A 19,981-nucleotide genomic window follows, 5' to 3' on the forward strand; every position below is an offset into this window, starting at 1 on the left:
AAATTTTAGGCTGAAATCACGCGGCCACGGCTTCGCCGGATGCGGCCATGATTTCCTCTTTTGATACCGACGGGTCGAACTCGGCGACGATCTGCCCGCGCGCCATGACGATGATGCGATGGGCGACGCTGAAGCATTCGCCGACTTCCGAGGTCGAATAGATCACCGCGAGGCCGCGCGCGGCGCGTTCGCCGAGGAGCCTGAACACCTCCGCCTTGGCGCCGATGTCGATGCCGCGCGAGGGCTCGTCCAGCAGCATGACGCCCGGATGGGTGGCGAGCATCTTGCCGATCACGACCTTCTGCTGGTTGCCGCCCGAAAGCGAGCCGATCGGCGCGCCGCCGCCATCGGTCTTGATATGCACGTCGTCGATCGCGCCCTCGACGATGCCGCGCTCGGCCTTGCGGGAGGTGAAGACCCGGCGGGTGAAGGTCGGGATCGAGGCGAGCGAGAGATTGCGGCCGACGGTCATGGTCTGCACCAGTCCGTCGCGCTGCCGGTCTTCCGGCACCAGCACCAGCCCGGCCTCGATCCGCTGGGCAATGCTGAGATGCGACACGTCCTCGCCATTGAGCAGGATCTCGCCGCCGACGCTGCGGCTGCGCCCGGCAATGCATTCCAGCATTTCGGTGCGCCCGGCGCCCATCAGCCCGTAAATGCACACGATCTCGCCGGCGCGCAGGTCGAGCGACAGATGATCGACGGCCAGCCGGCCGGTGCCCGAAGCATCCTCGACGCAGAGATCGCGCAGCGAAAGCTTCACGTCGCCGAATTCATAGCCGGTCGGCGGCGAGCCGAGGTCGAAATTGTCGCCGACCATGTTGCGCACGATCCATTCGAGATCGATGTCCTTGCGCTCACCGAAGGCGGTCATGGTGCCGTCGCGCAGAACCACGGCGTGGTCGGTAATCTGCAGCGCTTCTTCCAGATGATGCGAAATGTAGACGATCGAGACGCCCCGGCTTTTCAGGTCCGCGATCACCTTGAACAGCACCTCGACCTCCGAGGCGCTGAGCGCCGAGGTCGGCTCGTCCATGATCAGGATGCGGGAATTGACGGAGAGCGCGCGGGCGATCTCGACGATCTGCTGCTGGCCGAGGCGCAAATCCTCCACCGGCGTTAGCGGATCGATGTCCTCTTCCAGCTCCTCCATCAGAATGCGGGTCTGGCGCTCTTCCTCGGCAAAATCGACGCCTTTCGCGGTTCGGATCTCGCGGCCCATGAAGATATTGTCGCGCACATTCATATTGGGCGCGAGGCTGAGTTCCTGGTGGATGATCGAAATGCCCTGCGACGTCGCATCGGCGGCGGAGCTGAAGGTCACCGGCGCGCCGTCGAGAATGATCTCGCCGGAGGTGGGGCGCACGATGCCGGAAAGCACCTTCATCAGCGTCGACTTGCCGGCGCCGTTCTCGCCGAAAAGCGTGGTGACGCTGCCGTAATGAACGTCGAAATTGACGCCCTTCAGGGCATGAATATTGCCGTAGGACTTGGCGATGTTGCGGGCGGCGAGGACGACCTCGTCCCTGCTGCGCGGGCTTTCGGCTGTCTTGGTCATTTCACGCTCATCTCCACCGGCGTGACCAGCCAGTTCTTCGGATTGATCAGCTTGAAGACGCCGGTGACGGTGATCGTCTTGCCGGAAAGGTTCGCGGTGTCGATATCGGCGAGCACCGCCTTCTTCATCTCGTTGTTCAGCGCGGAACCGGCATCCTGATATTCGATCTGGTTCTTGAACTGGCCAAACGCGATCGTGCCGGTGGCATCGCGCAGATCGGTGCCGTTGATCGCCGGTCCGGTCTGGACGCGGATGGTGATCTCTTCCGGCACGCCGTCCACGGCAACGGGGTAGATGCCGCCCTTGGCCTCGCCGGCAACGCCGGTGAAGCTGACCGGCATGACCGCGCCGATTCCGGCCTTGACGCCGTATTTCTCGATCGCCGCGTCCTTGTCGGCGGCGATGTCGCTCGCAAGCGTTGCCGCATCCACGGCCCGGTCCTCGACGCTTTTCTGGACAATGGGGAAGTTCTCGGCGCCGAAGGCTTCCGGCGAGAAACCGTCTTCCGTCACATGCTCGGCGGTGCCGATGCGCACGACCTTGGTGTCGAAGGCCATCGCGGCAACGACGACCACGACCGCGAGCGTGCCGATAATCATCGGCAGTTTCGAGCCACGCGGCCGGGCGGAATGACCGGAAGAAGGGTTTGTGGTTTGTGCACTCATCAGGAGGTGACCTTCAGACGCTGGAATTTTGAACATGAAAGCGCGCCGCCGGCCCCGCGGGCAGCAGGCGACGCCGGAAGGCGGACACGGCAGAGTGATGGCAGTGTTGGCATCAGGTCGCTCCTCCCTTGCGGCCTCCTTGATGGCGCGCCTCCGCAACGTCCTCTCGCTGCTTCGGCACGGCCGGCTGAACCGGCGGCCACGGATAACAGTTCGTGTTATCGCTATGTTATCTATTCGGCAAACTATGTTATAATTAAACTTGGCTGTCAATCACCGGCATCAAAATCCGGTCGTCGGGCATTTGATAGCCGCTGAATTCCGGCCTCTCCTGATACGCTATTCCTTATGATGCTGGTGATTAAGGGCCGCTTATACGGCGTGCCTTCTCATGCGTGACCATGTTGGCTTCATTGACAGAATGCGGTTCTGGTGAAATAAATTGCCATAAATATAAAAAATTACAAAAAGGGAGAGAGCATGGCGCGAGCGGGTCGACGGCGCGATTTTGACGAGAGCATGGCGCTGCGCGCCGCGTGGCTGCATTACGGCGGCGGGCTGACCCAGGCCGAGGTCGCCGCGCGTCTGGACATCTCCACCGTCAAGGCCCACCGGCTGATCGCCTGGGCCAATCAGAGCGGCGCGGTGAAGGTCTCGATCGATGGCGATGTCGCCGAATGCGTCGCGCTCGAAACCCGGCTTGCCGATGAATTCGGCCTGACCCATTGCGAGGTCGTGCCCGATCTCGGCGAACGCGGCATGCCGCTCCGAGCCCTCGGCATTGCCGGCGCGCGCTTCATCCGCCAGGAAATCGAATCCGAGCGCTCGGAGGTGATCGGCGTCGGCCATGGCCGGACGCTGGCGAGCGCGGTTGATGCGCTGCCGCGCATCGCGGCCAATGGCGTGCGCTTCGTGTCGCTGATGGGCGGGCTGACCCGCAACTATGCAGCCAATCCGCATGACGTCATCCACCGCCTTGCCGAAAAGACCGGCGCCTCGGCCTATGTCATGCCGATCCCGTTCTTCGCCAACACGGCCGCCGACCGCGAGGTGTTTCTCGCCCAGCGCGGCGTGTCGCAGGTGATCGATCTGGCCGCCCGCTCCGATCTGATGCTGGTCGGCATCGGCACCGCCAATCCGGGCGCGCAGCTTGTGGCCTCCCACATGATCGATGTCGCGGAGATCGGCGAGGTGCAGGAGCGCGGCGGCGCGGGCGAGGTGCTCGGCCACTTCTTCGACCGCGACGGCCAGCTTGTCGAGACATCGCTTTCGGCCCGCACCGTGTCGCTTGATATCAGGGCGCTGGGCAAGCGCCGGATCGTCGCGATCGCGGGCGGCGAAGAGAAGCTCAATGCCATGGCCGCGGTGCTGCGCAGCGGCACGATCAGCGGCCTGATCACCGACGAGGCGACCGCCGCCGCGCTGGCGGACGGCAGGATCGGATAGGGAGGCGGCGTTATGACCAGTCACAATGGACGCGGCGACATTCTGATCGGCATCGATGCCGGCACCTCGGTCATCAAGGCGGTGGCTTTCGATCTTGGCGGAAGGCAGATCGCAGAGGCGGCGGTGAAGAACCGCTACCGGACCGGCCATGACGGTTCCGCGACCCAGTCGATGGAAGAGACCTGGCAGGACTGTGCGCAAGCGCTTCGGCATCTCGGGGAAAAACTCGAGGGGCTGGCGGCCCGCACGGCGGCGATTGCCGTGACGGGACAGGGCGACGGCACCTGGCTTGCCGATGGCGACCACAGGCCGGTCGGCGATGCCTGGCTGTGGCTCGATGCCCGCGCGGCACCCACCGTCGACCGCGTGGAGAAGGAAGCCGGCGCGCGCGCCCGGTTCGAGGCGACCGGCACCGGTCTCAACACCTGCCAGCAGGGTGCGCAGATGGCGCATATGGCGGCGACGCGGCCGGAGCTTCTGGCCAATGCCGCCGTGGCACTGCATTGCAAAGACTGGCTCTATCTCAATCTCACCGGCGCGCGGGCGACCGATCCCTCCGAGGCGAGCTTCACCTTCGGCAACTTCCGCAACCGCGCCTATAACGATGGCGTGATCGAGACACTTGGCCTGACGGACTTCCGGCATCTTCTGCCGGAGATCGTCGATGGCACCAAGACCACGCATCCGCTGAGCCCGGACGCGGCCAAACAAACCGGCCTTCTGGCGGGAACGCCGGTCAGCCTCGGCTTTGTCGACATGGTGATGACCGCGCTTGGCGCCGGCGTCTATACCGGCGATGCGGGTACGGCCTGTTCCACCATCGGCTCGACTGGCGTGCATATGCGCGCCGTCCACGCCTCGGGCGTCAGGCTGAATGACGACAATACCGGCTATGTCATCGCGCTGCCGGTTCCGGACATGGTCACCCAGGTCCAGACCAATATGGCGGCGACGCTGAATCTCGACTGGGTGCTGGAGGTGGGCCGTGGCCTGCTGGCCGATATGGGAGTCGAGGTCTCCCATCGCGACATGGTGGCGAAGATCGATGACTGGCTTTCGCGCGCAAGGCCGGGATCGCTCATCTACCACCCCTATATTTCCGAGGCCGGCGAGCGCGGCCCCTTCATCAATGCCAATGCACGGGCGGGGTTCATCGGCCTTTCCGCCGGCCATCGCTATCCCGATCTCGTGCGTGCGGTGGTCGAAGGCCTCGCGATGGCGGCGCGTGATTGTTACGCCGAAATGGGCGACATGCCGGGCGAGTTGCGCCTCACCGGCGGGGCCGCGCGTTCGCGGGGGCTGCGCGGCGTGTTGTCGGCAACGATCGGCGCGCCGGTCAGGGTTTCCGCGCGCGAGGAGGCCGGCGCTGCCGGGGCCGCGATGATGGCGGCGGTCGCGATCGGCGTCTATCCCGACATGGAGCGCTGCATCGGCGAATGGGTGACGCCGCTTCTGGGCGATGCCGAGCGCCCCGATCCGGCGCTGAGCGCACTCTATCAGCGGCGCTATCCGACCTATGCCGCCGCGCGCCGCGCGCTGGAACCGATCTGGAATGCAATGGCGCGCGATCGCCGCGCCGAACGCGATGGCGCGGCCGATGCCGCCGGCGATGAAAGGATTACGAAATGAGCGAAGCCGGGATGATCGATCTGTTTGTGATTGGCGGCGGGATCAACGGCGCGGGCATTGCCCGCGATGCCGCAGGCCGCGGGCTTTCCGTGGTGCTGTGCGAAAAGGACGACCTTGCCGAGGGCACCTCGTCGCGCTCCGGCAAGCTGGTTCATGGGGGCCTGCGTTATCTCGAATATTACGAGTTCCGGCTGGTGCGCGAGGCGCTGATCGAGCGCGAGGTGCTGATGAACAACGCGCCGCACATCATCTGGCCGTTGCGCTTCGTGCTGCCGCATTCGCCGGATGACAGGCCGGCCTGGCTGGTTCGCCTCGGCCTGTTTCTCTACGACCATCTCGGCGGCCGCAAGAAGCTGCCCGGCACCCGGGTGCTCGATCTGAAGCGCGATCCGGTCGGCGCGCCTCTGCTCGACAAATATACCCGAGGCTTCGAGTATTCCGACTGTTGGGTGGATGATGCTCGCCTCGTGGTGCTGAACGCGGTCGATGCCGCCCGCAAGGGCGCCACCGTGCTGACGCGCACGCCCTGTCTTTCCGCCCGCCGCGAGGATGGCGGCTGGACGATCGAGACGAAGGACATGATGACCGGCGAGAGGAAGACCTTCCGGGCGAAAATCCTGGTCAATGCGGCGGGACCCTGGGTGAACGACGTGGTGCGCCGCGTCGCCGGCTCCAATTCCAGCCGCAACGTCCGGCTCGTCAAGGGCAGCCATATCATCACCGAGAAATTCTGGGAGGGGCCGCACAGCTACCTCGTCCAGAATCACGACAAGCGTGTGATCTTCATCAACGCCTATGAGGGCAACAAGGCGCTGATCGGCACCACCGACATCGCCTATGAGGGCCGGGCCGAGGACGTGCAGGCCGACGAGGGCGAAATCCAGTACCTGCTCGATGTGGTCAACCGCTACTTCAAGCAGAAGCTTACGCGCGACGATGTCGAAGAAACCTTCTCCGGCGTCCGCCCGCTGTTCGATGACGGCCAGGGCAACCCTTCCGCCGTGACCCGCGATTATGTCTTCGATCTCGACGAGACCGGCGGCGCGCCGATGCTCAATGTCTTCGGCGGCAAGATCACCACCTTCCGCGAGCTAGCCGAGCGCGGCATGCACAAGCTGAAGAAATTCTTCCCCGGCATGGGCGGCGACTGGACCGACAGCGCGCCGCTGCCCGGCGGCGACATGGAAAACGCCGATTACGAGACGTTCCGCGACAGGATGAAGACCGACTATCCGTGGATGCCGGCCGCACTGCGCCGCCATTACGGCCGGCTCTATGGCACGGCGATTGCCGATATCGTCGGCTCGGCGGACGGGATCGAGGGTCTGGGCCGCCATTTCGGCGGTGATCTCTATGAGGCGGAGGCGCGCTATCTTGTCGAACACGAATGGGCCCGCACCGCAGAGGATGTGCTGTGGCGGCGCACCAAGCACCGCCTGCATCTGAGCGATGCCGAGCAGGCCGCCTTTACCGTCTGGTTCGATGCCGAGCTGAAGTAATTTTCAAACGAAAGGCCAGAGCGATGCCGCTGACGCTTTCCCTGAACACCAATCCGCTCGTCAATCGCTTCGCCGACCCGGTGGACCTGATCGAGACCACGGCGCGCGACCTGAAGCTGCGCGACCTTCAGCTCACCCATGAATTCATCAACCCGTCCTGGCCGGCCCCCGTCATCCGCCGGCTGACGCGGGCCATGGACGGAGCGCTGCAGCGCACCGGCGTCCGGGTCACATCCGGCATGACGGGCCCCTATGGCCGGCTCAACCATTTCGGCCATCCCGACCGCGACGTGCGGCGCTATTATGTCGACTGGTTCAAGACCTTCGCCGATATCATCGGCGATCTCGGCGGCACTTCGATCGGCACCCAGTTCGCGATCCTCACTTTTGCCGATTACGACGATCCGACGCGCCGCGAGGAGTTGATCACGATTGCCATAGACTGCTGGGCCGAAGTGGCCGAGCACGCGAAGGCCGCCGGTCTTTCCTATGTGTTCTGGGAGCCAATGTCGGTCGGCCGCGAATTCGGCCACACGATCGCGGAATGCATGGCCCTGCAGAACCGGCTGACGGCCGCCAATATGGCGGTGCCGATGTGGATGATGGCCGATATCGACCATGGCGACGTCACCTCCGACAATCCGGACGACTACGACCCCTATGCCTGGGCGCGGGCGGTGCCGAAGGTCTCGCCGATCATCCATATCAAGCAGAGCCTGATGGACAAGGGCGGTCATCGCCCGTTCACCGCCGCGTTCAACGCCAAGGGCCGGATCCAGCCGGAGCCGCTGCTTGCCGCCTTCGCCGAGGGCGGCGCGCGCGACAATGAAATCTGCCTTGAACTGAGCTTCAAGGAGCGCGAGCCCAATGACCGCGAGGTGATCCCGCAGATCGCCGAAAGCGTCGCCTTCTGGGCGCCCTATATCGATACCGGGGCCGGTGATCTGAAAATCTGAAACCTCGGAAAGCCCCTGACATTCCGGCCTTCCCGCAAACGGAAAGCCGGTTCCTGCATTGCGCCAGTTTGTCGCAGTCAAAGGTTTGCCGGTTTGTCGGCAGGCCTCATTGATATTCTATGCCAATTCCGGTGGCGATCTGATGAATGTCAATCTGGCCTGTGAATTGCTGTGGCTGCGACTAATAATTTAAATTTAAAATATATGGACGGCATTCTTGTAATTTCGAACCGTCGATTATATCGTTTCTCCATCAAGGTCTTGAAGGACGGTTGCTGATTGTTCTTGCCAGCACAAAAGCCGTCGTCCGGTGTAGAAATTTTAAATTTGGAGGAAACCATGAGCGCTAAAGTCGTACCCGTCGTCACCCGCAGCAGCGAGCTTGGCGAACAGACCCTGCAATCGGGCGAATGCGTCCGCAAGTCCGGCGTCAGCCCGCAGCACACGCCCGCCACCAAGATCTGGTTCGGCCGGGTCAGCAACGAACCGGGCCACCGTTCCCCGCCGCATCATCATGAAGAAGCCGAAACCGGCGGCTATGTGCTTTCCGGTCACGGCCGCATCTATTTCGGCGAGGACTACAAGGAATATACCGACATGTATCCGGGCGATTTCGTGTTCGTTCCGCCGTTCATGCCGCATGTCGAAGTCAACATGAGCACGACTGAAGAGCTGGTCTGGCTTACCTGCCGTACGCCGGACAATCTGGTCACCAACCTGCCGGATGTTCCCGATGAGCAGCTTGAAGGCTATCGTCGCGCCTGAACAAACTGGAGTAGAGCATGAAACTGGTACGATATGGTGAAAAGGGCGCCGAAAAGCCCGGCGTCCTCGATGCGAACGGTGCGATCCGCGATCTTTCGGGCGTGATCGGGGATATCTCCTCGGAAACGCTGTCGCCGGAGCTGCTTGCCCGGCTTTCCGGCCTCGATCCCGAAACCCTTCCGCTCGTCGACGGCAGCCCGCGCTATGGCGCGCCCGTCGGAAAGATCGGCAAATTCATCTGCGTCGGGCTCAACTATGCCGACCACGCCGCCGAAACCGGCAAGGCGCCGCCGCCCGAGCCGGTGCTGTTCGCCAAGGCGACGACGGCCGTCTGCGGCCCGAACGACGATGTCGAAATCCCGCGCGGCTCGACCCGCACCGACTGGGAGGTCGAACTCGGCATCGTCATCGGCAGCCGTGCGAAATATGTCTCCGAGGACGACGCGCTTTCCCATGTGGCCGGCTATGTTCTCGTCAACGATGTCTCCGAGCGGGAATTCCAGTCGGAGCGCGCCGGCCAGTGGATCAAGGGCAAGAGCCATGACACGTTCGGCCCGACCGGCCCGTGGCTGGTGACGCCGGACGAATTCGAGGATATCCAGAATATCGATCTCTGGCTCGATGTCGACGGCGAGCGCCGCCAGACCGGCAACACCCGCACCATGATCTTTTCGGTCAAACACCTCGTCCGCTACATCTCGCAGTTCATGACGCTGGAACCCGGCGATGTCATCTCCACCGGCACGCCCCCCGGCGTCGGCCTCGGCATGAAGCCGCCGACCTTCCTGAAGGAAGGCCAGATCGTCACGCTTGGCGCTGCCGGGCTGGGCGAACAGCGTCAGAAAATGGTGCAGGCATGAGCATGGTAAAGGCGAAGGCGGCGCTGAACGATCTTTCCGGCAAGACCGCGATCGTCACCGGCGCTGGGCGCGGGCAGGGGGCTGTGGAAGCGGCTCTTCTCGCCGAGGCCGGCGCGCGGGTGATGCTGTGCGACGTGCTCGTTGACGAAGGCGAGGCCGAGGCTGAAAAGCTGCGGATCGCAGGCCATGACGCGCGTTTCCTGAAGCTCGACGTCACCTCCGAGGCGGACTGGCAGGCGGTGATCGACGCCGTGCGTGACTGGACCGGCAGCCTCGATATCCTCGTCAACAATGCCGGGATCATCAACCGCAAGACGATTGCCGACATGTCGGTTGATGAATGGCGCAAGGTGCTGGACGTCAACGCCACCGGCGCATTCGCAGGCCTCAAGGCGGCGCTGCCGCTGATGGCGGAAACCGGCGGCGGCTCGGTTATCAATATCTCCTCCAACAGCGGCTTTTCTGGCCATTACGACCCGGCCTACACCGCCAGCAAATGGGCGCTGCGCGGGCTGACCCGCACGGCGGCGATGGAATATGCAGAAAAGGGCGTGCGCGTGAATGCGATCTGCCCCGGCCTGATCGTCACCGATCTCAACCGCAACTCCCCGCATCTGAAGCCGATGATCGAGATGACGCCGATGGGACGCAGCGGCGAGGCCGAGGAAGTGGCCCAACTCGTGCTGTTCCTCGCCTCAGACGCCTCCGCCTTCATCACCGGCGAGGACTTCGTCATCGACGGCGGCTTCACCGGCGGCGCGGCCTATCGCCGCGTGGCGCGGGAGACGGGGATTTACTGAGGGGCTGTGTCGCGGGGCGGGGCTGTTGCCCTCATCCGGCCTTCGGCCACCTTCTCCCCGGTGGGGAGAAGGGGAAGACGGCGCGGCACTGTCTTGCCGCTTGCTCTGAAAACGCAGCATTGTCCCCCTCTCCCCGCAGGGGAGAGGGTGGCGCGAATGCGCCGGGTGAGGGCAAGCAGCCTTTCCACGCATGGAGGAGCTAAGTGATTGCAAGCGAGGCCCGCCCGCCGCTCAACTATGCGGCTTGTGGCGGATATCCATCATGATCGAGATTGCCCGGGCGATGTCCGGCTCGGCGATTTCGGCGAAGATCTCGTCGATCCAGCCGCGATGGACGGCTGTTGCCTCGTCCATCAGCGCCTTGCCCTCGGGCGTTATGCGCACCAGGAAGGCGCGGCGGTCGGTTTCCTGGTTCTCGCGCTCGACCAGACCGTCGGCGACCAGTTTCTCGATCACGCCGGTGACATTGCCGTTGGAGACCACGAGCTGTTTGGAAAGCTCGCTCATGCGCATGCCCTCGGGGGCCGCGTGCAACGCCGCCATCACGTCGAAACGCGGCAGCGTCATCGCGTAATTCTCGCGCAGGCGTTCGCGCAGATTGCCCTCGACATGGCGCACCGCCTTAAGCATCTGCAGCCAGAGGCGCACGCGCTGGGTGGCAAGGGCCTGGTCTTTGACTTCATGGGCGGTCATGGCGGATTCTCTCTGCTTCCGTAACCGCTCTAGCCGCATTTGCTTCAAACCTCAACCAGATTACGGCACGACTTACCCGGCGGGGATCACCGCGGTCGCCTCGATCTCCACCTTGGCTGCGTCTTCCATCAGGGCGACGACCTGAACCACGGCCATGGCAGGGAAATGGCGGCCCATGACCTTGCGGTAGACCAGGCCAAGTTCCTTGAGGTTGTCGAGATATTCGCGCTTGTCGGTGATGTACCAGGTCAGCCGCACCACGTGTTCCGGCCGGGCGCCGGCTTCGGCGAGCACGGCGACGATATTGCGCAGCGTCTGCTCGAACTGGCCGACGAGATCGTCATGCTCGAATTCCTGCCGGGCATTCCAGCCGATCAGACCGCCGGTGAAGACCATCCGGCCCGTGGCGGCCATGCCGTTGGCGTAGCCGCGGGCGGGGACCCAGCCTTCGGGTTCGAGAAACTGATGCGGCGATTGCGAGTACGATGTCATGCCTGAACTTTCAAATACAAACCTGATGGGCGGCTTTTCAGCGCTGTGTGGATGGGCGGCGGGCGAATTCATACCTCGCCCCCCGAAATCGAGATCGCCTGACCGGTGACCATGGCGGCCCGGTCGGATGCGAGCCACAACACGGCCTCGGCCACATCTTCCGGCGGCACCAGCCGCTTCATCGGATTGGTGGCCTCAAGGGCTGCCCGCGCGTCTTCCGCGCTGCGTCCTGTGGTCTCGACGATCCGGGCGATCGAGCGGTCGGTCATTTCGGTGTCGAGAAAGCCGGGGCAGATCGCGTTCACGGTGATGTTCTTGCGTGCATATTCGAGTGCTGCCGATCTGACCAGCCCGACAACGCCATGTTTCGCCGCCGCATAGGGCGCGACATAGGCATAGCCCTTGAGCCCCGCTGTGGAAGCGATCGCGATCAGCCGGCCACTGCGACCTGCCATCGCCTTCGCGCCTTCGCGCAAGGTCAAGAAGGTGCCGGTCAGGTTGACGGCGAGCATGGCGTTGAAGCTTTCAAGCGTGGTCGCGGCGAACGGCGCGCTTTCCGACGCGCCGGCATTGGCGACCACGATGTCGAGCGGTCCGGCGGCGGCGAACAGCGCGGTCACCTGCGCCTCGTCGGTGATGTCGCAGGTCATGGCCGAGATCGCCTTGTGGCTTTCGGCCACGGCTTCCAGCGGCTCGCGCCTGCGCCCGCAGATGATCACCTCGGCGCCGGCATCGGCCAGCGCGCGGGCAATCACGGCGCCAACGCCCGAGCCGCCGCCGGTGACCAGCGCCTTTTTGCCGGCAAGCGTCATGACATCGCCTTCGCGCGTTCGGCAAGCGTATTGGCCTGCCGGCGGCCGCCCTCATAGGGGGCCGGCCATGCCTGTTCGGTGTCGCCGAGCTCGACGGCGGCGTGCAGCGTCCAGTAGGGGTCGGCCAGATGCGGGCGGGCGAGCAGCACCAGATCGGCGCGGCCGGCCATCAGGATCGAGTTGACGTGATCGGCCTCGTAGATATTACCGGCGACCATTGTCGGCAGGTGGATATCGTTGCGCACCTTGTCGGAGAACGGCACCTGGAACATGCGGCCATAAACCGGCTGTTCGTCCTTGGTGGTCTGGCCGGAGGAAACGTTGATGGCATCCGCTCCGGCCTGCTTGAAGGCTTGGGCGATCTTCAGCGCCTCGTCCGGTTCGACGCCGGCCTCGCCCACCCAGTCATGGGCGGAGATGCGCACCGTCATCGGCTTTTCGGCCGGCCAGGCCGCGCGCATGGCGGCGAACACTTCCAGCGGGAAGCGCATCCGGTTTTCCAGGCTGCCGCCATATTCATCCTCGCGCCGGTTGGTGACCGGCGAGATGAAGGAGGCCAGCAGATAGCCGTGGGCGGCGTGCATTTCCACCATGTCAAAACCGGCGCGATCGGCGGCCTTCACGGAGGCGACGAACTGATCGCGCACCATGTCCATATCCGCCCGGTCCATCGCCTTCGGCGTCTGGCTTTCTGGCGTGTAGGGAATGGGCGAGGCGGAGATCAGCGGCCAGTTGCCGTCGACAAGCGGCATGTCCATGCCTTCCCAGGCGACCCGGGTGGAGCCCTTGCGGCCGGCATGGCCGATCTGGGCGCAGATCTTGGCGTCGGTCTCGGCGTGGACGAAATCCGTCAACCGGGCCCAGGCCGGCACCTGTTCATCGGTGATGCAGGGGCAGCCGGGGGTGATCCGGCCTTCCGGCGAGACGCAGAGCATCTCGGTGAAGACCAGACCGGCGCCGCCCTTGGCGCGCTCGGCATAGTGGACGAAATGCCAGTCGGTCGGCATGCTGTCCTTCGCCTTGTACTGCGCCATCGGCGAGACCACGACGCGGTTTACAAGTTCCATATCGCGCAGCTTGAACGGGGCGAACATCGGCCGCCTTGTCGACTGGCTGCCGGCCTGTTTCTGGAACCAGGCTTCCGCCGTCGCCAGCCATTCGGGATCGCGCAGGCGCAGGTTTTCGTGGCCGATGCGCTGCGAGCGGGTCAGCAGCGAATAGTTGAACTGCATCAGGTCGAGCTCGAGATAACGCTCGACCTCCTCGAACCATTCGGTCGAGTTGCGGGCGGCCGAGGTAACCCGCAGCACCTGCAGCTTGCGCTCAGCCTCGTAATCGTCGAGCGCCTTTGCGAGCGGCTTGCCGGAGCTGAGTTCGTCGGCCAGGGCGGCCGCGCTCTCCATGCCGAGCTTGCTGCCGGAGCCGATCGAGAAATGGGCGGTCGCCGAGGCATCGCCGAGCAGCACGACATTGTCGAAATGCCAGTTTTCGCAGACAACGCGCGGGAACTGGATCCAGGCCGAGCCGCGAATATGGTTGGCATTGGTCATCAGGCTGTGACCATCCAGATGGCGGGCGAAGATCTTTTCGCAGGTGTCGATGCTTTCCTGCTGGCTCATCTGGCCAAAGCCATAGGCCTCGAAAACCTCGGGCCCGCATTCAACGATGAAGGTCGCGGTGTCGTCGTCGAACTGGTAGGCATGGGCCCAGATCCAGCCCTTGTCGGTCTTTTCGAAGATGAAGGTGAAGGCGTCGTCGAATTTCTGTTTGGTGCCGAGCCAGACGAAATGATTGCGCCGCATGTCGATCGACGGCTGGAAGTGCTCCTCATAGAGCTTGCGGGTGCGCGAGTTCAGGCCGTCGGCGGCGATCACCAGGTCGTTTTCGGCGCGCAGTCTTTCGATGGCGGCGTCATCAATCTCGGCTTCGAATTCCAGTTTGACGCCGAGTTCGCGGGCGCGTTGCTGCAGCAGAACCAGAAGCCTCATCCGCCCGATGCCGCAAAAGCCGTGGCCGCCCGACGTCATGCTCTCCTCGCCGCGCACGACCTTCACATCGTCCCAATAGGCGAAATTGTCCCGGATCGACTGGACCACGACCGGGTCATTGCCCTTGAAATTCTCCAACGTTTCATCGGAAAACACCACGCCCCAGCCGAATGTGTCGTCATGGCGATTGCGCTCATAGACGGTGATGTCGTGGCCGCTATCGCGCAGCTTCATCGAGATGGCGAAGTAAAGGCCCGAGGGCCCGCCTCCCAGAACGGCGATTTTCATATCTGGCTTCCCCTGTCGCTGCGTGTGGTTGTCTTCGCAAAATTAATTTGAATTTAAAATAAATTGGGTTTGGGGGTGGTGTCAAGCGCGGGTTTGACCGGCGACGGCGTCGGGCAGCTCTCTTTGATCGCAAGCAGCATAAGTTCAGGCGCCTCCTCCTCCCCACGGGCGTCATCCTCGGGCTTGACCCGAGGATCTAATCCCGTCGCAATGCGAGCGGAGCGAACGGTTTGACATTGTATCGGCGCCATCTTAGAAAAATTCCGCAAACGCTTCTCACGACATATGTGGTTGGATCCTCGGGTCAAGCCCGAGGATGACGCAGAGAGTTGGGATAGGTCGGGTCATTAAGGCCACGTCGATTATTTCAATATTGAACTAATAATCCGTCTCCTCTATGGTTCCCCTATAACCGGAAAACGCGGCCGATATCAGCCACAATACCAAGGGAGCCCGTCATTGCCGTTTGAAACCTCTCAGGCCCTGCGCTTCGGCGACTGCGATCTCACGGGCATCGCCTATCACCCGGCCTATTTCTCCATGCTGGTGGAAGTCAACCGCGCCATGTTCGCCTCCTTCGGGGTGTCGTGGGAGGAGATGATGCTGGAGCGCAATCTCGGCATGCCGGTGCTGAAGATGGATATCGGGTTCGAAAAGCCAGCGCGGTTCGGCGATGTGCTGGATTTTTCCATGCATGTGCGGCGCATCGGCAATTCCTCGCTCGATCTTGAAACCTTCGCCCGCGTCGGGGGGGAGGTGATCTGGTCGGTGCGCCAGCGCATCGTGCTCACCTCCACCGAGGATCACCGGTCGCGGCCATGGCCGGACGACGTCCGTGCCGGGCTGGAGACCTACATGGACCCGCCGGCCTGACAGACAAGAAGCAGGCAGCGTTCACTCATAAAAACAACGGGAACAGACCATGCCTCAGCAACTCCGGCCTTCGGGCCACACCGACAGTTTCGCCCGCGACAACCTGCCGCCTTTCGAAGCCTGGCCCGACCTCCTGCTGGACGGTTTCGAATATCCTGACCGGCTCAACGCGGCCGTCGAGCTGACCGATGCCATGGTCGCAAAAGGCTTCGGCGACCGCGTCGCGCTGATCGGCAATGGAAGGCGGCGCACCTACAAGGAAATGGCCGACTGGACCAACCGGCTCGCCCATGTGCTGGTCGATGATCTCGGCGTCAAGCCCGGCAACCGGGTGCTGATCCGCTCGGCCAACAATCCGGCCATGGTCGCCTGCTGGCTGGCCGCCACCAAGGCGGGCGCGGTGGTGGTCAATACCATGCCGATGCTGAGGGCCGGCGAGCTTTCCAAATATGTCGACAAGGCCGAGATCGAATTCGCGCTCTGCGACACCCGGCTGATGGAGGAGCTGGTTATCTGCGCCAAGGAAAGCCGGTTCCTGCAAAAGGTCATCGGCTTTGATGGCACCGCTAATCACGATGCCGAACTCGACCGTCTGGCGCTGGAAAAGCCGGTGAATTTCGATGCCGTCGACACTGCTTCGGACGATGTTGCGCTTCTGGGCTTCACCTCCGGCTCGACCGGCGATCCCAAGGCGACCATGCATTTTCACCGCGACCTGCTGATCATCGCTGATGGCTACGCGAAGGAAGTGCTGAATGTGACGCCGGAGGATGTGTTCATCGGCTCGCCGCCGCTCGCCTTCACCTTCGGGCTTGGCGGGCTGGCGGTGTTTCCACTGCGCTTCGGGGCGGCGGCCACGCTGCTCGAGGTCGCCTCGCCCGCTAACATGATCGAGATCATCGAGAAATACCGCGCCACTGTCTGCTTCACCGCGCCGACGGCCTATCGCGCCATGCTGCAGGCGATGGAGGAGGGGGCCGATCTTTCCAGCCTCAGGGCCGCCGTTTCCGCCGGTGAAACCCTGCCGGCGCCGGTCTATGAAGCCTGGATGGAAAAGACCGGCAAGCCGATGCTCGACGGCATCGGCTCGACCGAGATGCTGCACATCTTCATCACCAACCGGTTTGACGATCACCGCCCGGCCTGCACCGGCCGGCCGGTCGGGGGTTACGAGGCCAAGGTGCTGGCCGAGGACGGCTCGGAAGCGCCGCGCGGCACGATGGGCCGGCTTGCCGTGCGCGGGCCCGCCGGCTGCCGCTATCTCAGGGGCGAGCGCCAGAACGAATATGTCCAGGACGGCTGGAACATCACCGGCGACACCTTCGTGCATGACGAGGACGGCTATTTCCACTTTGCCGCCCGCAATGACGACATCATCGTTTCCGCCGGCTACAACATCGCCGGCCCCGAGGTCGAGGCGGCGCTGCTGCGCCATGAAGCCGTGTCGGAATGCGGCGTGATCGGCGCGCCGAACGAGGATCGCGGCCAGATCGTCGAGGCCCATATCGTGCTCGCCGATGGCTACGCCCCGAGCGATTTGCTGGTGAAACAACTGCAGGACTATGTCAAGGCGACGATCGCGCCGTATAAATACCCGCGCAGCATCAAATTCGTGGAGGCGCTGCCGAAGACCTCCACGGGCAAGATCCAGCGGTTCCGGTTGCAGTCCTGAAAGGCCGTCCCATGACCTTTGAAATGAAGCAGAAAGTCCTGTTCAAACATTGCGATCCGGCGGGGATCGTATTCTTCCCCCGCTATTTCGAGATGATGAACGATTGCGTCGAGGCCTTCTTTTCCGACGTTCTGGACTGGCCGTTCGAGGACTTCGTCGGGCGCGAGGGCGTGCCGACGGCACAGATCGAGACCCGTTTCACGGCGCCCAGCATGCACGGCGATCATCTGGTGATCGCGCTTGATGTCGAAAATGTCGGCCGCACCTCGTTCACCTATCGGATGACCGCCTGGTGCGGCGATGAGAAGCGGTTCGAGACCAAGGCGCGGCTGGTCTTCATCAATGACAGCGGTCGCCCGCAGCCATGGCCGGATGCGATCCGGGAGAAGCTCGAAGCGGCTCTGGAGCCGGCAGCATGACTGTCGATCGCGACGCCTTCCGCCGCTATGATGCTGCCGCGCTGAATGCGCAATATATCGCCCGCGACGCAGTGCCCGCCTTCGGCGCTTATGCGAAGCGCTGGCAGGAACAGAGCGCGAAGGCTGCGGAAGACCTGCCCTGCCAGCTCGATATCGCCTATGGCGAAAGCGCCGCCGAGAGGCTGGACATCTTCCCCGCGCTCGATGGAGGACCGGCGCCGGTGCTGGTGTTCTATCATGGTGGCTACTGGCGCTCGACCGACAAGTCCTGGTACCGGTTTCTCGCCCGCCCGTTTGTCGAACGCGGCGTCACGGTGGTGTTTCCCGACTACGGATTGTGCCCCGCCGTCACCATGGACACGATTTCCGAGCAGTGCCGAAGATCGTTCGAATGGGTCTGGCGCAATGCAGCCTCCTTCGGCGGCGACGAGGCGCGGGTGTTCGTCTCCGGGCATTCCGCCGGCGGCCAGATCGCCGGCATGCTGTTGGCCGCCGACTGGTCCGGGCTTGGTTCGGTCTCCGGCTTTCCGATCAAGGGCGTGACGGCGGTGAGCGGGCTGTTCGATCTCGAGCCGATCCGGCTGACGAGCCTCAATGACGATCTCGGCATGGACGCGGGCGCCGCCCGTCGCAACAGCCCCGTCGACCGCCCGTTGCCGGCGAAAATGCCGCCGGTCATCGCCGCCGTCGGCGCGCTCGAAAGCGATGAATTCCACCGCCAGAGCCGCCTCTACGCGGACCATGTCGAAGCAGCGGGCGGCGATTGCGTCCTGCTCGACGTTTCCGGCCACCACCACTACTCGATCCTCGACGCCATGGCCAATCCGCGCCATCCGCTTGGAAAAATGGTGCTGGAGCAGATCGGCGTGGCGTGAGTCAAGCTGGCAATAAGTTTAATTTTAAAGTATTTCCAGGCTCTCCTTCCAGGCACGTCCCTCTCATCCCTTCAGCGTCATCCTCGGGCTTGACCCGAGGATCCAATCCCGTCTGTCGCGAGAAGCGTTGGCGGGTTTCGCGACGGCGTTCCCCCTTTTCCCGATACGCCGTTCACTCCGCTCGTATGGATAGGTGCTTAGATCCTCGGGTCAAGCCCGAGGATGACGCCGAGTCTGGGGAGTGTGGCGCTTCAATCGGAGAACTTGCTGCGCGAGCCGATACGCCAATACAAAACGCGCCGAACGAGAACCGGTCCAGTTGTGCCGAAAGTCTCCCCAACAACTAAAATACACCAGTAGAATATTCTAAGTTTGATGTAATAATTGAATCATGTCAGGTTACACTTCAACGGCTTATCATGGCGACATGCTTAGACTAGACTGCCCGCGTGGGCACGAGGGGCGTTGCCTAAAGGCCGAAGACGAATTCCGCAGGAATCGCAAACAACAGATAGGGGACATCAATGAAACTCAGCACTTTCCTGAAAAGCGGCGTCATGGCGCTCGCGATCGGCGTTGCCGGCATGGCGCAGGCCGAGCCGGTGAAGGTCGGCCTCATCACCACGCTTTCGGGCGGCGGCGCGTCGATCGGCGTCGACAGCCGCGACGGCTTCATGCTGGCGCTGAAACAGGCGGGCGATGCCGCATCCGATGTCGAGGTCGTAACCGAGGACGACCAGCGCAAACCCGACGTCGCCGTCCAGATCGCCGACAAGATGATCCAGTCCGACAAGGTCGACGTCCTGACCGGCATTGTCTGGTCCAACCTCGCCATGGCCGTGGTGCCGTCTGCGGTGGCGCAGGGCAAGTTCTACCTTTCGACCAATGCCGCGCCGTCGCAGCTTGCTGGCGCCGGGTGCAACCCGAAATATTTCGCGGTCAGCTATCAGAACGACAATCTTCACGAAGCCGCCGGCGCCTATGCCAGCAAGCAAGGCATCGAGAAAGTGTTCATCATGGCCCCCAACTACCCGGCGGGCAAGGATTCGCTCACCGGCTTCAAGCGCTTCTATGACGGCGACGTGGTCAAGGAAGTCTACACCCAGCTCGGCGCGTCCGACTATGCCGCCGAGATTGCCCAGATCCGTGACAGCGATGCCGATGCGGTGTTCTTCTTCCTGCCTGGCGGCATGGGCATTTCGTTCATGAAGCAATATGCCGAGTCCGGCGTCGACAAGCCGCTGATCGGCCCGGCCTTCAGCTTCAGTCAGGATATTCTGCCGGCCATGGGTGAGGCCGCGCTCGGCGCGATGAACACGTCCGACTGGTCGCCCGACCTCGATAATGACGCCAACAAGACATTCGTGGAAGGCTTCGAGGCCGAATATGGCCGTCTGCCCTCGCTCTACGCGGCGCAGAGCTATGACACCGCCAACCTGCTGCTGTCGGCTATGGCCAAGGCCGACGTCGCCGACGCCGATGCCTTCCGTGAAGCGCTTGCCGCTGCGGATTTCGATAGCGTGCGCGGCAATTTCAAGTTCGGCCCGAACCAGCATCCGATTCAGGATTTCGTGATCCGCGAAGTGGTCGACGATAATGGCGTGCTGACCAACAAGCTGGTCGGAACCGTGATGACCGATCACGCCGACGCCTACGCCGCCGAGTGCAAGATGTAGGCCCTTTTCGGCATC

The 19,981-nt window shown here is 63.2% G+C and carries 18 protein-coding genes; 12 read left to right on the forward strand and 6 right to left on the reverse strand.

Annotation, left to right across the window (positions count from 1 at the left end):
- Window positions 1-16: 16 nt before the first annotated feature.
- Both K7H91_RS20465 and K7H91_RS20470 read right to left on the reverse strand, forming a co-directional pair.
- Window positions 17-1,558 carry a sugar ABC transporter ATP-binding protein gene (locus K7H91_RS20465; RefSeq protein WP_230722058.1) on the reverse strand — a complete coding sequence of 514 codons (1,542 nt, stop codon included), beginning with the start codon at window positions 1,556-1,558 and terminating at the stop codon, window positions 17-19.
- Entirely contained in the window at window positions 1,555-2,223 is a 669-nt protein-coding gene (locus K7H91_RS20470; RefSeq protein ID WP_230722059.1) for a DUF2291 domain-containing protein, read from the reverse strand. Before K7H91_RS20470 ends, K7H91_RS20465 begins: the two co-directional genes overlap by 4 nt.
- A gap of 480 nt (window positions 2,224-2,703) precedes the next feature.
- Here K7H91_RS20470 and K7H91_RS20475 point away from each other — a divergent pair, with 480 nt between their 5' ends.
- The 7 genes from K7H91_RS20475 to K7H91_RS20505 all read left to right on the forward strand — a co-directional run bounded on the left by K7H91_RS20475 (window position 2,704) and on the right by K7H91_RS20505 (window position 10,178).
- Entirely contained in the window at window positions 2,704-3,669 is a 966-nt protein-coding gene (locus K7H91_RS20475) for a sugar-binding transcriptional regulator (protein ID WP_230722060.1), read from the forward strand.
- A 12-nt stretch (window positions 3,670-3,681) separates the two neighbouring features.
- Complete coding sequence (locus K7H91_RS20480) at window positions 3,682-5,298, forward strand: FGGY-family carbohydrate kinase (RefSeq protein ID WP_230722061.1); 1,617 nt, start codon at window positions 3,682-3,684, stop codon at window positions 5,296-5,298.
- Entirely contained in the window at window positions 5,295-6,797 is a 1,503-nt protein-coding gene (locus K7H91_RS20485) for a glycerol-3-phosphate dehydrogenase (protein ID WP_230722062.1), read from the forward strand. Before K7H91_RS20480 ends, K7H91_RS20485 begins: the two co-directional genes overlap by 4 nt.
- 23 nt (window positions 6,798-6,820) lie before the next feature.
- Window positions 6,821-7,753 (forward strand): TIM barrel protein, encoded by a 933-nt coding sequence (locus K7H91_RS20490; RefSeq protein WP_230722063.1) that lies wholly within the window; start codon window positions 6,821-6,823, stop codon window positions 7,751-7,753.
- 339 nt (window positions 7,754-8,092) lie between these two features.
- Window positions 8,093-8,518 carry a cupin domain-containing protein gene (locus K7H91_RS20495; protein WP_018065737.1) on the forward strand — a complete coding sequence of 142 codons (426 nt, stop codon included), beginning with the start codon at window positions 8,093-8,095 and terminating at the stop codon, window positions 8,516-8,518.
- A 17-nt stretch (window positions 8,519-8,535) separates the two neighbouring features.
- Window positions 8,536-9,378 (forward strand): fumarylacetoacetate hydrolase family protein, encoded by an 843-nt coding sequence (locus K7H91_RS20500; protein WP_230722064.1) that lies wholly within the window; start codon window positions 8,536-8,538, stop codon window positions 9,376-9,378.
- Window positions 9,375-10,178 carry an SDR family NAD(P)-dependent oxidoreductase gene (locus K7H91_RS20505; protein WP_230722065.1) on the forward strand — a complete coding sequence of 268 codons (804 nt, stop codon included), beginning with the start codon at window positions 9,375-9,377 and terminating at the stop codon, window positions 10,176-10,178. The genes K7H91_RS20500 and K7H91_RS20505 overlap by 4 nt, the downstream gene beginning before the upstream one ends.
- A gap of 231 nt (window positions 10,179-10,409) precedes the next feature.
- Here K7H91_RS20505 and K7H91_RS20510 read toward each other — a convergent pair whose 3' ends face one another.
- From K7H91_RS20510 to K7H91_RS20525, 4 genes are all read right to left on the reverse strand, one after another.
- On the reverse strand, window positions 10,410-10,871 hold the full coding sequence (locus tag K7H91_RS20510) for a MarR family winged helix-turn-helix transcriptional regulator (RefSeq protein ID WP_230722066.1): 462 nt from the start codon (window positions 10,869-10,871) through the stop codon (window positions 10,410-10,412).
- Between the two features lie 72 nt (window positions 10,872-10,943).
- A complete protein-coding gene (locus K7H91_RS20515; protein ID WP_230722067.1) occupies window positions 10,944-11,363 on the reverse strand; it encodes a RidA family protein in 420 nt (139 codons plus the stop codon).
- A gap of 68 nt (window positions 11,364-11,431) precedes the next feature.
- Window positions 11,432-12,175 (reverse strand): SDR family NAD(P)-dependent oxidoreductase, encoded by a 744-nt coding sequence (locus K7H91_RS20520; RefSeq protein ID WP_230722068.1) that lies wholly within the window; start codon window positions 12,173-12,175, stop codon window positions 11,432-11,434.
- Window positions 12,172-14,451, reverse strand: a complete 2,280-nt coding sequence (locus K7H91_RS20525) for a bifunctional salicylyl-CoA 5-hydroxylase/oxidoreductase (RefSeq protein WP_230722069.1) — start codon at window positions 14,449-14,451, stop codon at window positions 12,172-12,174. The genes K7H91_RS20520 and K7H91_RS20525 overlap by 4 nt, the downstream gene beginning before the upstream one ends.
- 459 nt (window positions 14,452-14,910) lie before the next feature.
- On the opposite strand from K7H91_RS20525, the gene K7H91_RS20530 reads away from it, so the two are divergent.
- From K7H91_RS20530 to K7H91_RS20550, 5 genes are all read left to right on the forward strand, one after another.
- Window positions 14,911-15,324 (forward strand): acyl-CoA thioesterase, encoded by a 414-nt coding sequence (locus tag K7H91_RS20530; RefSeq protein ID WP_230722070.1) that lies wholly within the window; start codon window positions 14,911-14,913, stop codon window positions 15,322-15,324.
- Between the two features lie 49 nt (window positions 15,325-15,373).
- The gene (locus K7H91_RS20535) at window positions 15,374-16,996 is read left to right on the forward strand and encodes an AMP-binding protein (RefSeq protein WP_230722071.1); all 1,623 of its coding nucleotides are present in this window, start codon (window positions 15,374-15,376) and stop codon (window positions 16,994-16,996) included.
- 23 nt (window positions 16,997-17,019) lie between these two features.
- Window positions 17,020-17,415, forward strand: coding sequence for an acyl-CoA thioesterase (locus K7H91_RS20540; protein WP_230722072.1), 396 nt, complete (start codon window positions 17,020-17,022; stop codon window positions 17,413-17,415).
- A complete protein-coding gene (locus tag K7H91_RS20545) occupies window positions 17,412-18,290 on the forward strand; it encodes an alpha/beta hydrolase (RefSeq protein WP_230722073.1) in 879 nt (292 codons plus the stop codon). Before K7H91_RS20540 ends, K7H91_RS20545 begins: the two co-directional genes overlap by 4 nt.
- A 524-nt stretch (window positions 18,291-18,814) precedes the next feature.
- Window positions 18,815-19,966, forward strand: a complete 1,152-nt coding sequence (locus tag K7H91_RS20550) for an ABC transporter substrate-binding protein (protein ID WP_230722074.1) — start codon at window positions 18,815-18,817, stop codon at window positions 19,964-19,966.
- Window positions 19,967-19,981 lie beyond the last annotated feature (15 nt).

The organism is Martelella mediterranea (genome assembly GCF_021021415.1).
In the GTDB taxonomy this organism is placed as follows: domain Bacteria; phylum Pseudomonadota; class Alphaproteobacteria; order Rhizobiales; family Rhizobiaceae; genus Martelella; species Martelella mediterranea_C.

What these genes read in the sequence shown, in the direction of transcription:
- K7H91_RS20540 (WP_230722072.1), top strand. Translation starts at nt 17,020, where the DNA reads ATGAAGCAGAAAGTCCTGTTCAAACATTGCGATCCGGCGGGGATCGTA.
- K7H91_RS20500 (WP_230722064.1), top strand. Translation starts at nt 8,536, where the DNA reads ATGAAACTGGTACGATATGGTGAAAAGGGCGCCGAAAAGCCCGGCGTC.
- K7H91_RS20525 (WP_230722069.1), bottom strand. Translation starts at nt 14,451, where the DNA reads ATGAAAATCGCCGTTCTGGGAGGCGGGCCCTCGGGCCTTTACTTCGCC.
- K7H91_RS20535 (WP_230722071.1), top strand. Translation starts at nt 15,374, where the DNA reads ATGCCTCAGCAACTCCGGCCTTCGGGCCACACCGACAGTTTCGCCCGC.
- K7H91_RS20485 (WP_230722062.1), top strand. Translation starts at nt 5,295, where the DNA reads ATGAGCGAAGCCGGGATGATCGATCTGTTTGTGATTGGCGGCGGGATC.
- K7H91_RS20550 (WP_230722074.1), top strand. Translation starts at nt 18,815, where the DNA reads ATGAAACTCAGCACTTTCCTGAAAAGCGGCGTCATGGCGCTCGCGATC.
- K7H91_RS20520 (WP_230722068.1), bottom strand. Translation starts at nt 12,175, where the DNA reads ATGACGCTTGCCGGCAAAAAGGCGCTGGTCACCGGCGGCGGCTCGGGC.
- K7H91_RS20465 (WP_230722058.1), bottom strand. Translation starts at nt 1,558, where the DNA reads ATGACCAAGACAGCCGAAAGCCCGCGCAGCAGGGACGAGGTCGTCCTC.
- K7H91_RS20475 (WP_230722060.1), top strand. Translation starts at nt 2,704, where the DNA reads ATGGCGCGAGCGGGTCGACGGCGCGATTTTGACGAGAGCATGGCGCTG.
- K7H91_RS20505 (WP_230722065.1), top strand. Translation starts at nt 9,375, where the DNA reads ATGAGCATGGTAAAGGCGAAGGCGGCGCTGAACGATCTTTCCGGCAAG.
- K7H91_RS20480 (WP_230722061.1), top strand. Translation starts at nt 3,682, where the DNA reads ATGACCAGTCACAATGGACGCGGCGACATTCTGATCGGCATCGATGCC.
- K7H91_RS20470 (WP_230722059.1), bottom strand. Translation starts at nt 2,223, where the DNA reads ATGAGTGCACAAACCACAAACCCTTCTTCCGGTCATTCCGCCCGGCCG.
- K7H91_RS20545 (WP_230722073.1), top strand. Translation starts at nt 17,412, where the DNA reads ATGACTGTCGATCGCGACGCCTTCCGCCGCTATGATGCTGCCGCGCTG.
- K7H91_RS20490 (WP_230722063.1), top strand. Translation starts at nt 6,821, where the DNA reads ATGCCGCTGACGCTTTCCCTGAACACCAATCCGCTCGTCAATCGCTTC.
- K7H91_RS20515 (WP_230722067.1), bottom strand. Translation starts at nt 11,363, where the DNA reads ATGACATCGTACTCGCAATCGCCGCATCAGTTTCTCGAACCCGAAGGC.
- K7H91_RS20495 (WP_018065737.1), top strand. Translation starts at nt 8,093, where the DNA reads ATGAGCGCTAAAGTCGTACCCGTCGTCACCCGCAGCAGCGAGCTTGGC.
- K7H91_RS20510 (WP_230722066.1), bottom strand. Translation starts at nt 10,871, where the DNA reads ATGACCGCCCATGAAGTCAAAGACCAGGCCCTTGCCACCCAGCGCGTG.